The following is a 13,807-nucleotide window of genomic DNA, read 5'->3' as shown; positions in this document are numbered from 1 at the left end:
ACGACATACAATCCGTCGTCTAAACTTTTCCTCGAGAGAGGAAACCAACAATTGCGAGAATAACTGCAATAACCAAAAGAATAACAGCAAAGTCTTTGGATAAGCCTGCCACACCACCAAAACCTAGCAGACTCGCAATCAATGCAATTACAGCGAAAATAATAGCCCAGCGGAACATAGTTTTATCTCCATGTGATTTTTTATTCTGTATGCTCATTATAAGAGGCTAAAAAAACCTACTCTGTAGTCTTTTGTTTATTTAATGTTCAATATTCGGTAACTTAAACAAGGAATTAATGTGCAGGTTCAGTTAATATGCCTGCCACCTTTGTTGCGAGCGAGAAGATGACCGATACTCTACGCCCACATTTTTGGAAAAAGCATCCTTTGACTGAACTCAACCATTTGGAGTGGGAGTCACTCTGTGATGGTTGCGGGCTTTGCTGTTTAATTAAGCTTGAAGATGAAGATACTCATGAGGTTGCCTACACCAAAGTGGCATGCAAACTTTTAGATTGTGAAAAGGCATCTTGCTCCGATTATCCAAATCGTCAATCACATGTTCCAGACTGTATACAGCTGACGCCACATCAGATTCACCAATTTCATTGGCTACCACCGAGCTGTGCTTATCGTAGAATTTCTGAAGGTAAAGATTTACCACGTTGGCATCATCTCGTGACGGGAAATCGTGACAGTATTTTGAAGGCACGAAAGTCTGCCGCAGGGCGTTGCATCAGTGAAGAAGACGTCAACCCTAATGATATTGAAGATTATATTGTACGTTGGGTACGCTAAAGGACACAGATACGCTCTATCTTGGATCTAGAGTTGATCTTGTATCATAGTCAGAAAGTCTTGTTCTGACAGAACCTGAAAACCGTGCTGTTTGAGGAGTGCTGTGGTTACTCCATAGCCTTCAATTTTCGTACGGGTAAAGCTACCGTCATAAATATAATGGCTGCCGCAAGACGGGCTGCGATCTTTCAAGACAACAACATCAACTTTGTGTAATTGGGCCAATTCTAACATTCGTTGAGCACCTGCAATAAATTCAGCACTGACATCTGTCCCCAAAACATCTTTAACTTGAGCTGTACCATTGAGCACATCAGTGGCTTGACCATTTTGAATTTCTGCAGGAAAACGTGGACAGCTCAGGCCGCCCATCATTTCTGGGCAGGCCGTAATGACTTGGTGAGTCTGCATCAGTTGGCAAATCGCTTGTTGTGTATTTGATTTTGCATCATAACGAACGGGTTGGCCTGCCAGACAGGCACTGACTAAATACTTCAGTGTCATCGTGTCTTGCTCCACAAGTTTTAGTGACTCAAAAGTTCCATCGCATGGTCATAACTGAGCGGGCGATAAAAGTAAAAACCTTGTCCAGTATGACAATTACATTCTTTTAAGGTATCGACCTGTTCAGGTTTCTCTATACCTTCGACCAGTATATTCAGGGAAACACTGGCACCAATTTGGGTAATCGCTTTGACAATGGCCAGTGCTGAACAGTCGGTATGCATGCGTTCCACAAAATTACGGTCGATTTTAATACAGTCGACAGGGTAGTTACTTAGACGTGTTAATGATGAATGACCTGTACCAAAATCATCTAAAGAAATGTGGATGCCATGGTCTTTCAATAAATTGAGGGCGCGAATCACATAATTTGAGCCACGTTCCGACAGGCTTTGCTCGGTAATTTCGACTTCAATAATGTCCGGTGAAATACCAAACTGCTTTAAGCGATTCAGTAGTTTTTCCGCATAATCATCACGTAAAAATTCGACAGGTGCAGCATTTATTGAAATCGGTAGCGGTTGTAGTCCGAGTTCAATCCATTTTTGAATATCTTGAAAGATTTTAATTTGCATCGTTTCACTAATGCGTGAAGCCAATTCATAATCTTGAAATGCAGCAAAAATTTGAGAAGGTAATTGTAATTGTTGGTCTTTATCGTACCAACGCAGCAAAGCTTCAAAGCCGACCACTTGACTGTCAGAAAGGCGAACTTTGGGTTGATAAAACGGAATAATTTGATTGGACTTAATCAGGCTGCGCGCTAGCGTTAATTGACGAGTGGTATTTTCAAGGATTTTGAACATGGTGTGGTTGAACATTCGCACCCCACCACGACCACTGCCTTTTAAATCATTCAGTGCAATATCTGCGCATTTAAGTAAATTCGAGGAATTTTGTGCATCGCGTGGGTAGATCGCGCAGCCAATACTCATACCTATATTGATGCTTTGTCCATTATAGAAAATCGGCATATCCATTTGCTGACAGGCGATGCTGGCAATATCTGTTAATTGTTGTTGCGATTTTAAGTTAGGAATAGAAATGGCAAATTCATCGCCACCTAAGCGTGAAACCACGATATTTGCATCAAAACAGTGCTGAAAACGCTGTCCAAGGGTATGCAGTAAATGATCTCCGGCACTATGCCCTAAGGTGTCATTAATATGCTTAAAATAATCCAGATCGATCAATAACAAACCCAGTTGTTGCTGATGTTCTCGTGCCACTCTTAAGTGACTTTTAAAGACTCGACTAAACGCACGGCGGTTTAATAAACCTGTTAAATCATCCTGTTCAATGATCCGTTGGAGTTTATTTTCCGCCAGTCGCTGTACCGTAATATCACGGGAGACACAGAGAATTTCTTTGACTTGACCATATTCATTGAATACTGGGCTGAGCATGTTATCCCAATAAGCCATGGGTTCATCGGCCACTTGGCTCATGCCGACAAAGCGAGAAGTTTTTCCTTGTTTGGCTTCTGCAAAAGCATTCAGACACGCGTCGCGGACTTCTTCAGGCAATAATTTGTGCCATGACATACCAAACTCAGTTTCAGTCGGCGACACACCGAGAGCTAAGCAACCAGCGCGGTTCATATGCAGAATATGACCGTCTAGGCTTAATAATTTAATACAGTCGACACTGGCATCTAACATTTGATTACGGCTGTCGAGTTTTTCTCGTAATTCTGCACATTGGGTATGTTGTAATTGTATATTCTTGGCTTGAGGCATTTGTTGAAATGAATATATAGATAGATCAATGCCTTGTTGAACTTGAGGTATTTGCTTTTGCTTTAATGATTGCTTCATACAATCTGTCCAATTGGGTCAGGCAAGCTAAAAATGGGATATCTAGCCGATCATACTTTAATTTGATCGATAAGGGATAAGATCTCTTGTTACATTATAGTTAACATTCGCCTAAGGATTTTTACATGCAAGATACTTAAATAACGACATCAAACCAGCCTCTTAAATTGAATATCGAATAAAGCAAAGATTCTGCCAAGGCAGTGTTAGAATAGAAAAAACGTCCCCAATTGCCGGAAACGAAATAATAAGATGTCAGACAGCCAAATTCCTCTTCCTGAACGCATGCGTCCTCATGATTTATCTCAAATTATTGGACAAGATCACCTTCTGGGTGAAGATGCACCGTTACGCCAGATGATTGACCAAGGGCATTTGCCATCGATTATTTTTTGGGGACCTCCAGGTGTAGGTAAAACCACGATTGCGTTGTTGTTGGCGCAGGCTGTTGACCGACCATTTATTAGTTTATCTGCGCTCAATACTGGGGTGAAAGAGTTACGTGAAATCATCGCCGATGGTGGAGATTTATTGACACCTGTGGTGTTTATTGATGAAATTCATCGTTTTAATAAGTCACAACAAGATGCATTACTGAATGCAGTTGAAAAGGGCAAAATTACCCTGATTGGTGCAACCACAGAAAACCCTTCATTTGAAGTTAATAATGCCTTATTGTCCCGTTGTCAGGTGTATACCTTAAATGCTCTGGATAATGATGCAATTCAGCGCTTACTGGATCAAGCCATTCACCAAGATTCGTTTTTAAAAGAGCGTTATATTCAAATCGAAGAATATGAAGCTTTATTTCAATTTGCCGCAGGTGACGCTCGTAAAGCATTAAATCTTTTAGATTTAATCGCCAGTACGTTTGAGCCAGACTTAGAGAATATCATTAACAATGCGGTGGTAGTCAAAGTTGCGCAGCAAAATATTGCACGCTATGACAAATCGGGCGAACAGCATTATGATCTAGTTTCGGCTTTTATTAAGTCGATTCGAGGCAGTGATCCAGATGCCGCTTTGTATTGGATGGCACGTATGCTCAAAGGTGGTGAAGACCCCGTCTTTATTGCACGTCGTATGTTGATTGCGGCATCTGAAGATATTGGCAACTCAAATCCAAATGCTTTACTGTTGGCTGGAGAATGTTTCCGATCTGTGCAGGCAATTGGTATGCCTGAATGTCGAATCATTTTGGGGCAATGTGCGGTGTATTTGGCAACCAGTGCTAAAAGTAACAGTACTTATTTGGCCATCAACAAAGCCTTAGATTTGGCAGAAAAAACCTCGAATCTACCTGTGCCACTACATTTGAGAAATGCACCAACCAAATTGATGAAAGAGCAAGGCTATGGCGTGGACTATTTATATCCACATAATTATCCTGAGCATTTTGTCATGCAGGATTATATGCCGCCTGAACTGAAAGGCACTAAGCTGTATGAGTCTGCACGTAATAAACGTGAAGTTGAAGGTGAGCGTTTGCAGCAACGACGTTGGATGCAACAACAGCAACAATGATTTGAATGATCATAATGGCAAGGCGCTTCGGCGCCCTTTTTTATGTCTATTTCATGCAAAAAAAAGCCCAACTCAAGGCGAGCTGGGCTGAAAAAATAGGATGTCTTTGGGGGAGATACATCCTAGAGGGTAGATGGAAAATCTGGTCGGCATACACATTGGAGAAGTATAGATCCTGGTGCTGCTTGATATGTAGCTATCTTAGTGTGAACGTGGGTAAATGTGAAACAGAGGATTTTTATCGTTAACATTTGTTTTTTCGATCATAGATTAATCGAGTAATATTTCATTAAAAAACCGAGCTAAAGAGCTCGGTTTTTTACATCGATGAACGACTTAGATATCAGAAAGGTCGATACCTAAACGTGCAGCAACTTCTTCATAAGCTTCAACTACACCGCCTAAACCTTGACGGAAACGGTCTTTGTCGAGTTTTTTCTTAGTGTCTTTGTCCCATAGACGGCAGCCGTCTGGAGAGAATTCGTCACCCAGTACGATACGGTCGTGGAACACACCAAATTCAAGTTTAAAGTCAACAAGCAGCATGTTGCCTGCATCGAATAGACCTTTAAGTACTTCGTTTACTTTATAAGTCAATTCTTTCATTTGAGCGAGTTGTTCTGCAGTCGCCCAACCTAATGCAATCGCTTGTGATTCATTCACCATTGGGTCGCCTAACGCATCGTCTTTGAAGAACAATTCGAAAGTTGGCGGAGTAAGTTCTTTACCTTCTTCAACGCCTAAACGACGGCAAAGTGAACCTGCTGCATAGTTACGGATTACGCACTCTACAGGAACCATAGTCAATTTTTTCACTAAAACTTCAGTTGGAGAAAGAAGTTTTTCGAAATGAGTTTCTATACCAGCCGCAGCCAATTTTTCCATGATAAAGGCGTTAAAACGGTTGTTCACCTTACCTTTGCGATCCAGTTGTTCAATTTTTTCACCGTTGAATGCAGAAGCATCGTCACGGAAAACTAGGATGAGGTGGTCAGAACTATCTGTTTCATAAACAGATTTCGCTTTACCAGTATAGAGCAAGGTTTGTTTTAACATGAGGGAACCTTTTTCGAGAAAAAATGCCTAGTACGACTAGGCTGGCCAATTTTGGTAAATCTGAGCTAACAGATCTGCAGCTTTTTCTTTGTCTGCAAAACTGTTATCGGCATTGAACACAGCGATGTTATTGCTTGAACCTACAGAAGAAAGTCTTAAAACATAGGTCTGTTGATCGACCTTGACGGTTACTTCGTAACGGTTTTTGCTCTGACCAACAATGGTATGGTTAAGGCTGCTGAGGGTAGCAAGTGTGTATTGCCAAATTGTAGCAGAATTTCCTTCAACTTTGATCAGTGGATTTTGATTTCCATCCACCAATAGTTGAGGGCGGCTAATATTTGTACTGTCTGTTGAGGAATCTGCAACGACATTATTTTTTTCCGCGGCTGGACGCGGAAGGGCATAGCGATTGCCGCGCTTATTTTCAAGCTTTGGTGCATGCTCAATTGCTAGTGGGTCAACAGATGGAGCAGGATACAAAGGCGTTGCAGGACGAACCATCGACCCTTCAGGGTATTTCAGTGGTTCAACATCTGTGGTTTGTTTATAGTCCAGTGTGCCATTATTAAAGGCAAGTGAACTACAACCGGCTAATGTAAACACTGAAAGTGCCAGGCTAAGTCCTAAACGTAATTGCATGATGTTTGCTCTTCTTTATTTGATAACGCCCGCAGTGATGAGTGCTTCACGAAGCGGAGTGCGATATTGTTCTGCAAGGGGTGTTAATGGTAAGCGAATGCCTGTTTCAATCAGGTTCATCTCATGAAGTGCCCATTTCACAGGAATTGGGTTCGATTCGCAAAATAAAATTTGATGTAAATTTGCAACAGTATTGTTTTGTTGCTCGGCTTGGACTGCGTCACCCGCCAAAGCGCTTGCACACACTTCGCTCATTTCTTTTGGCGCCACGTTCGCAGTAACCGAAATGTTGCCCTTAGCACCTAAACCCATTAACTGATAAGCCGTTGCATCATCACCTGAGTACACCACCATATCTTTGCCTTTAAGGCCTTCAATGAGTTCTTGACCACGAGGAACATCGCCAGTGGCGTCTTTAATGCCCACGATTTGTGGAATATCAGCAAGACGGATCACGGTGTCGTTGTGCATGTCTACACCGGTTCGGCCAGGTACATTGTATAAAATTTGAGGTAAATCAACAGCTTCAGCAATCGCTTTGTAGTGTTGATACAGGCCTTCTTGGGTAGGTTTGTTATAGTATGGTGTAACTAATAATGCCGCATCTGCACCTAACTCTTTGGCTTCTTTGGTGAGTTCAATCGCTTCGTGGGTTGAGTTTGCACCTGTGCCGGCAATAATTGGAATGCGTTTGTTCGCCACACGGATGATTTCTTTGATCACCTGAGTGTGTTCGGCCATGCTCAAGGTAGAAGCTTCACCTGTAGTCCCTACAGCAACAATACTATTGGTGCCTTGCTTTATATGCCACTCAACCAGCTTCTCGAGGCTCTTCCAATCTACGCTGCCATCTTCAAACATTGGGGTGACGATTGCGACAATTGAACCTTGAATGGTCTGAGCTTGCTGAGTCATTTTGAAAAGCTATCCTATTTGTCCATCCGACAAGATGAAATATTGATTTCTGGATGGTTTCGAATTTTGATTTGTAGCATGTTCATTGGGCTATACCCAAATTGAATAATGCTTACGCAAATTATGACTGATCAAACGCATAAGAACAATATGCTTTGGTCAAAGCCATAAAATTCTTTATACAAATCAAACTTAAAACAATCAAGTGTAAAATAGCGGTTTTTTTGCAGCCTGAAAATTGTTCAGCAGGGGCTGAATCTTGAAAATGTTTTATTCAATCGAGAGGGTTGGCATGGTTGATGGGATTGATTAAATCATCAGCAAAAGGTTGATCTATGTGTATTCCGTGCTTTTTAATCAGAATTTAAGATTAAATAACAATGACTAAAGATTTAAAAACTATATCAATTCGCTCGGGTTTTATTACAAATGATTGTTAAAAACTTGGGTAATAATCTTTTTTATATCTAATAGAAATAGACATGTTTTTATGAGTGTTTAAAAAGATCGCTTGATTTGACTGTTCATTGCACGATTCATATTTTTTTATTTTAAATTTTTAATTGTTTTTACGACTTTGTGACTTAAAGCACAAAAACTATTACACCATGCACGTAATCCAATTTTGGACGAAAGGCTTCAACTTATTGGTAGTTATATCCTTTATAAGGCTCAGCGATGATGCGACTTAATTTGAACGCTGATGACAACAAGGATTCTCCAATGGAAAAGTCAGATAATAAGCATGCTATTGTCACGGTAGCAATCTGCTTCCTTATTGCCGTAATCGAAGGTCTGGATATTCAGGCTGCAGGTATTGCAGCAGCAGGGATTCGTGAATATTTCGGGCTGGATAGCTCGCAGCTAGGGGTGTTTTTTAGTGCCGGTATTTTAGGATTATTACCTGGTGCTTTGGTGGGTGGTCGGATTGCAGACCGAATGGGCCGTAAAAAAGTATTAATTTGGTCTACGGGGATGTTCGCCATCTTTACCTTATGTACGGTATGGGTAAATAGCTTCCATAGCTTACTCGCTGTACGTTTTCTTGCAGGTGCAGGTTTAGGTGCAGCAATGCCAATTTTAATTACCTTGGCATCTGAAGCGGTAACGCCACAAAATCGTGGTCGTGCAGTCGGTTTGATGTACTGTGGTATGCCTGTGGGTGCGGCAATCTTGTCATTAGTTGCAATGACGGACTTCGGTGCAAACTGGAAAAATATTTTCTATTTAGGCGGTTTATTACCGATTGTTGTGATTCCATTGATGATTTGGTTCCTGCCCGAATCGCGTGAATTCTTGAAAGCCAAAGATCAAGCGGTTCAAGCGACCGCCAATGGCGAAGTGCAACAAGGTGCTTTCAAAAACCTCTTTAACACAGAAAACCGTTTACGTACTTTCTCAATTTGGGTGAGCTACTTCTTCACCTTGATGGTGGTGTACATCATGTTGAGCTGGTTACCGTCGTTGTTCACCGAACTCGGTTTCACTCGTAAAGATGGTGCAACTGCGCAGTTCTACTTCATGGTGAGTGCAACCATTGGTACGATCATTTTAGGTATGTTGACTGATCGTTGGAAGAAAGCTTATGTGATCATTTTGATGTACGGCGGTATTTTGGCAGGTCTATTTGCGCTGAATGGTGCAGGTTCATTGACTCAAATGTACATGGCGTCAGCTTTAGTCGGTGCATTTGTGATTGGTTGCCAAGGTGTATTGTATGCCTTCGGTGGTATCGTGTATCCGACACAGTTACGTGGTACGGGTGTTGGTGTAGCTTCAGCCGTTGGTCGTGTCGGTGCAATGTTAGGCCCTGCAATTGCGGGTCAGTTATTGGCAGCAGGTTTTGGTGCGGCAGGGGTGATTACCGCGGCAATTCCATGTATCGCAATCTCTGCAATATTTATGTTGTTATTGGTACGTCGTATTCCATCATAAGGAACATGCCATATCAAAAAAAGCCCGCATATTGCGGGCTTTTTTTATGGCGACAATAGAAGTCGCACTAATGCTTTAAGCCAAGATAAATAAACGTATTTGATGTAAAAATACAGCAGAATGAAAAAATAAAAAATCAACGTAGAGGGGCTATGTCAGCAAGAAAACGGGTCGCAATTTTTAAAGTTGATCAACGTGAATTCAGTTTGTATCTACATCAATACGAATTTATCTTGGAACTCAAACCTGTATTTCAAAGACATCTCCAACAGCCGAGACAAAATGCGTGGTTGGCCTTTGCCGATGAACCTACCCTAGAAGATGTTGCTGAAAATATTAATGCGTTTGAGGTCATGCAACAGACACGCCGCCATTTATTAAAATATATCTTTCAACATCAACCGCGCTATTTTTATTTTCATGCCTCGACTCGGCGAAAAGCCCGTATTTACCCACGCTTTGCACAGCGTTTGGTTGAGCATTTGCCCAAGTATCGGTATTGTCAGGAAGGACAGTCATTTTATTTTTATGCACAGGACTGAATACTAAGGCTTTTAAAATATGAGCGAATCAGTAGAGTCGCCGACAATGCATGACAACGGATGGAGAGATATGCAAAAGAATACAGCGCTGATTGTGGTCGATGTACAAAATGGTTTTACCCCAGGTGGTCAGTTGGCTGTTGCCAATGCCGATCAAATTATTCCAGGGATTAATCAACTGGGACAATACTTTGCGAATATTGTGCTGACTCAAGATTGGCATCCAGCCGACCATATTTCTTTTGCTGAAAATCATCCTGAGCATGCACCTTATGACAGCATAGAGCTGAATTATGGAACGCAAGTATTGTGGCCAACACATTGTGTACAAGGTACACAGGATGCCGAATTACATCCTGATTTAAATTTACCGACGGCGCAGCTGATAATCCGTAAAGGTTTTCATCAGCATATCGACAGCTACTCTGCTTTTATGGAAGCAGATCAGAAAACCTCAACAGGTTTGGCGGGCTATTTGCGCGAACGTGGTATTGATACGGTCTTTGTGGTGGGGATCGCCACGGATTTCTGTGTTGCATGGACGGCAATGGATGCGCGTAAGCTTGGTTTTGAAACTTTTGTGATTGCTGATTTGACCAAAGGGATCGATTTACAGGGTTCGCTTCAGCATGCATGGCAAGACATGTTGGCGAATGGGGTGAAGCGTATTTACCTGAAAGATATTGTGCAGCAGCATGCACAGGCATTATCTTTGGCATGACCCAGTGGGCTCAGTTGAGAAAAGGCACAAGGGTGTGCCTTTTTTTGTCCCTGTTTTTAAATGGAAGATGCCTATGTCGGCTTTCTTAAAATTCACTCAATTTGTGCAGAAAACATTTGCGATTTGGGTGGTGTTGTTTGCAGCGCTCGCCATGTTTTTTCCCGATGTATTTGTTTGGTTAAAAGCATATATCCCATGGATGCTAGGCATCATTATGTTGGGTATGGGCATGACCATGACACTGCAAGATTTTAAAAGTGTATTGCAAAGTCCGAAAGCTGTGATGATCGGGGTTTTGGCACAGTTTATTGTGATGCCGGGATTGGCATTTTTCTTGTGTAAATTATTACAACTGCCGACAGAAATCGCAATCGGGGTCATTCTTGTCGGTTGCTGTCCGGGTGGAACGGCCTCTAATGTCATCACCTATATGGCAAAAGGCAATACCGCATTATCTGTTGCCTGTACCTCTGTTTCGACATTACTCGCACCGGTTTTAACCCCTGCGATTTTCTATTTGCTGGCAAGCCAATGGATTGAAATTAATGCGGCATCGATGTTGGTTTCAATTTTACAAGTGGTTTTATTTCCGATCATTGTGGGGTTAATGATTCGAACTGTCTTTAAGCACCGAGTGGATGCCTATATACAGGTCATGCCACTGGTTTCTGTTGTGGCAATTGTGGCGATTGTGGCGGCCATCATTGCAGGTAGCCGAACACAGATTTTGCAATCAGGTTTACTGATTCTCGGGGTAGTGGCTTTACATAATGGCTTGGGCTATCTATTGGGCTTTTGGGCCAGCCGACTCTTTAAATTGCCCTATGCAGACTGTAAAGCAGTGTCAATTGAAGTCGGGATGCAAAACTCCGGTCTAGGTGTGGCATTGGCGGCCACCCATTTTGCCGCTTCACCTCTGACCGCTGTGCCGAGTGCGATTTTTAGTTTGTGGCACAATATTTCGGGCCCAGCACTAGCAACCTATTGGGCAGCACGGACGAGTGAGCCCAAAGCATCGGAACAAGACAAGCCTGTGCAATAAACGAAAAAACAATTCAGTAAAATAGAGGGCAATGTCCCTCTTTTTTGATGTCGAAAATAAATTTTACGATTTGATGAATACGGCTTTAGAGAATTGGATGCTTTTTTAATTGATTAATGCTATTTGTAACATAAGTGTCATATCCGCTGCCTAACATGCCGGCAAACACTTTAGATATAGACTGTTTCAAACAGCATTGAGAGGGTATGCAACATTTTCAGCATTCATCAGAGACCTATTATAATCGTGAATTGTCACTTTTAGATTTTAATCGGCGGGTCTTGGCTCAGGCACTCGATTCAAGTTTACCTTTACTTGAACGCTTGAATTTTCTCATCATTTTTTCACGCAATTTAGATGAATTCTTTGAAATTCGCATTGCGGGGCTAATGAAACAACGAGATTTGAATGCGATTGCACGGACGCCAGATGCCATTCCGACTGAAGTGGTCTTAGATGAACTTTCCCAAGTGATTCATGACACGGTTGCACAGCAATACCAGACCCTCAATCATGCTGTATTGCCTGCATTACAAAGTGAAGGCATTCGCTTTATTCAATTTAAAGATATTTTAGAAAAACATCGGGCGTGGATTAGCCATTATTTTAGTAAAGAAGTTCAACCAGTCTTAACACCAATTAGCTTAGATCCATCGCATCCGTTTCCACGCTTGGTCAATAAAAGCCTCAACTTTATTGTGAGTCTAGAAGGCAAAGATGCCTTTGGTCGTGCCATTGAAATGGCAATTGTGCCTGCGCCACGCTCATTGCCGCGTTTAATCAAAATGCCCGCCGAGGTTGAAGGCAGTGCAGAGACACAAATTTTCCTGACCGCCATTATTCAGCAACACATCAATGACCTATTTCCGGGGATGAAAGCGACGGGCTGTTATGCCTTTCGAGTGACACGCAATGCAGATTTAGTTCTGGCTGAAGATGTGGATGACTTGGCGGTGGCATTAAAAGATGAATTGTCTTCGCGGCGATTTGGTCGGGCAGTTCGCTTAGAAATTGAAGATGATTGTCCGCAAAGCATTATTGATTATTTGTTAGATGAATTTGATTTGAGTGAGCAGGAGCTCTATCGCATTGACGGCCCGATCAATTTATCGCGTCTCAGTGCCAGTTTTAATCGACCTGAACTGAAATATCCGGTCTATACACCGATTATTCCTAAAGTTTTTCGTAAACAAACCGCGATTTTTGATGTATTAAAAACACAAGATGTGTTGTTACATCATCCGTTTGACTCCTTTCAACCGGTTATTAACCTATTACGTGAAGCTGCAAAAGACCCTCAGGTTTTAGCCATTAAGCAGACGCTTTATCGCAGTGGGCCAGATTCGGACATCGTACAAGTTTTGGCGGAGGCGGCTCGCAACGGTAAGGAAGTAACCGCAGTTATCGAACTTCGGGCGCGGTTTGATGAAGAATCCAATATTACCGTGGCCAATATATTGCAAGAAGCTGGGGCTGTCGTGGTGTATGGCATTGTGGGCTATAAAACCCATGCCAAGATGATTCTGATTGTGCGCCGTGAAAATAATCAACTATTGCGCTACGCCCATTTGGGAACAGGTAATTACCACGCAGGCAATGCGCGGATGTATACCGATTATGGCCTGATGACGACGCATCCCGATATTTGCGAGGATGTGCATCGCATGTTTCAGGAACTGACAGGCATGGGCAAGATGGCGAAACTAAAAGCCTTACTGCATGCACCATTTACCCTGCATACCGAACTATTGAAACTGATTGAACAGGAAATTATTGCCGCGCAAGCGGGAAAATACGCACGAATTATTGTGAAGGTCAATGCACTCACGGAACCGCAACTGATTGCTGCTTTGTATCGTGCATCGCAAGCAGGGGTATCTGTAGATTTAATTATCCGTTCGATTTGTTGTTTGATTCCTCAGGTCAAAGGGATGTCTGAGAATATTCATGTGAGATCTATCGTCGGACGCTTCTTAGAGCATACTCGAGTGTATTATTTTGAGCATGCAGGCGAAAAACGATTGTACTGTGCCAGTGCCGATTGGATGGGACGTAACTTATTTTCACGGGTCGAAACCTGTTTTCCAATTTTAGAAAGCCGTTTGAAAAAACGCATTATGAAAGATGGTTTACTTAACTATTTGGACGATAATCAAAATGCATGGGAAATGCAGTCGAATGGGCAATGGGAGAAAGTCGCGGTGGAAGCAGGTGCCGAACCACATAACGCGCAAAAATATTTGATTGCACAGAAAATTTCGACTGTTTAAGACAAAAAAAATCCCGACTCAAGTCGGGATTTTTGATTGCG

General features: G+C 42.2%; 13 protein-coding genes. 7 read left to right on the top strand and 6 right to left on the bottom strand.

Annotated elements, in window-relative coordinates; all coding sequences use genetic code 11:
• Nucleotides 1–19 precede the first annotated feature (19 nt).
• Nucleotides 20–178: a DUF1328 domain-containing protein gene (locus FTU38_RS05245; protein ID WP_005006601.1), complete on the bottom strand. Its 159-nt coding sequence runs from the start codon at nucleotides 176–178 to the stop codon at nucleotides 20–22.
• Between the two features lie 167 nt (nucleotides 179–345).
• Between FTU38_RS05245 and FTU38_RS05240 the strand changes: the two genes are divergently transcribed.
• Nucleotides 346–798, top strand: a complete 453-nt coding sequence (locus FTU38_RS05240) for a YcgN family cysteine cluster protein (RefSeq protein WP_180110706.1) — start codon at nucleotides 346–348, stop codon at nucleotides 796–798.
• 27 nt (nucleotides 799–825) lie between these two features.
• On the opposite strand, the gene FTU38_RS05235 is transcribed toward FTU38_RS05240, so the two are convergent.
• Together FTU38_RS05235 and FTU38_RS05230 are read right to left on the bottom strand one after the other, a co-directional pair.
• Entirely contained in the window at nucleotides 826–1,302 is a 477-nt protein-coding gene (locus FTU38_RS05235; RefSeq protein WP_180110695.1) for a DUF523 domain-containing protein, read from the bottom strand.
• Between the two features lie 20 nt (nucleotides 1,303–1,322).
• Nucleotides 1,323–3,119 carry an EAL domain-containing protein gene (locus tag FTU38_RS05230; protein WP_180004336.1) on the bottom strand — a complete coding sequence of 599 codons (1,797 nt, stop codon included), beginning with the start codon at nucleotides 3,117–3,119 and terminating at the stop codon, nucleotides 1,323–1,325.
• A 252-nt stretch (nucleotides 3,120–3,371) separates the two neighbouring features.
• On the opposite strand from FTU38_RS05230, the gene FTU38_RS05225 reads away from it, so the two are divergent.
• Complete coding sequence (locus FTU38_RS05225) at nucleotides 3,372–4,643, top strand: replication-associated recombination protein A (protein ID WP_078193264.1); 1,272 nt, start codon at nucleotides 3,372–3,374, stop codon at nucleotides 4,641–4,643.
• 336 nt (nucleotides 4,644–4,979) lie between these two features.
• Here FTU38_RS05225 and purC read toward each other — a convergent pair whose 3' ends face one another.
• From purC to dapA, 3 genes are read right to left on the bottom strand one after another with little or no spacing between them, the layout of a single operon-like run.
• Nucleotides 4,980–5,699 (bottom strand): phosphoribosylaminoimidazolesuccinocarboxamide synthase, encoded by a 720-nt coding sequence (gene purC / locus FTU38_RS05220; RefSeq protein WP_078190626.1) that lies wholly within the window; start codon nucleotides 5,697–5,699, stop codon nucleotides 4,980–4,982.
• A gap of 36 nt (nucleotides 5,700–5,735) precedes the next feature.
• Nucleotides 5,736–6,341, bottom strand: coding sequence for a lipoprotein-34 precursor (NlpB) (locus FTU38_RS05215; protein WP_078193263.1), 606 nt, complete (start codon nucleotides 6,339–6,341; stop codon nucleotides 5,736–5,738).
• 15 nt (nucleotides 6,342–6,356) lie between these two features.
• The gene (gene dapA, locus FTU38_RS05210; RefSeq protein ID WP_078193262.1) at nucleotides 6,357–7,256 is read right to left on the bottom strand and encodes a 4-hydroxy-tetrahydrodipicolinate synthase; all 900 of its coding nucleotides are present in this window, start codon (nucleotides 7,254–7,256) and stop codon (nucleotides 6,357–6,359) included.
• Between the two features lie 723 nt (nucleotides 7,257–7,979).
• Here dapA and mhpT point away from each other — a divergent pair.
• The 5 genes from mhpT to ppk1 all read left to right on the top strand — a co-directional run bounded on the left by mhpT (nucleotide 7,980) and on the right by ppk1 (nucleotide 13,766).
• Complete coding sequence (gene mhpT, locus FTU38_RS05205; RefSeq protein ID WP_180004342.1) at nucleotides 7,980–9,191, top strand: 3-(3-hydroxy-phenyl)propionate transporter MhpT; 1,212 nt, start codon at nucleotides 7,980–7,982, stop codon at nucleotides 9,189–9,191.
• 152 nt (nucleotides 9,192–9,343) lie between these two features.
• Nucleotides 9,344–9,733, top strand: a complete 390-nt coding sequence (locus FTU38_RS05200; protein WP_180110694.1) for a hypothetical protein — start codon at nucleotides 9,344–9,346, stop codon at nucleotides 9,731–9,733.
• Nucleotides 9,734–9,803: 70 nt separating this feature from the next.
• Nucleotides 9,804–10,454: a bifunctional nicotinamidase/pyrazinamidase gene (pncA, locus tag FTU38_RS05195; RefSeq protein WP_180054339.1), complete on the top strand. Its 651-nt coding sequence runs from the start codon at nucleotides 9,804–9,806 to the stop codon at nucleotides 10,452–10,454.
• A gap of 73 nt (nucleotides 10,455–10,527) precedes the next feature.
• A complete protein-coding gene (locus tag FTU38_RS05190) occupies nucleotides 10,528–11,496 on the top strand; it encodes a bile acid:sodium symporter family protein (protein ID WP_078190620.1) in 969 nt (322 codons plus the stop codon).
• Nucleotides 11,497–11,702: 206 nt separating this feature from the next.
• Nucleotides 11,703–13,766 (top strand): polyphosphate kinase 1, encoded by a 2,064-nt coding sequence (gene ppk1, locus FTU38_RS05185; RefSeq protein WP_180110693.1) that lies wholly within the window; start codon nucleotides 11,703–11,705, stop codon nucleotides 13,764–13,766.
• Nucleotides 13,767–13,807: the final 41 nt, after the last annotated feature.

Source organism: Acinetobacter sp. YH12098, assembly GCF_013419235.1.
In the GTDB taxonomy this organism is placed as follows: Bacteria; Pseudomonadota; Gammaproteobacteria; order Pseudomonadales; family Moraxellaceae; genus Acinetobacter; species Acinetobacter amyesii.
This window is presented reverse-complemented; position numbering and strand designations above follow the sequence as displayed.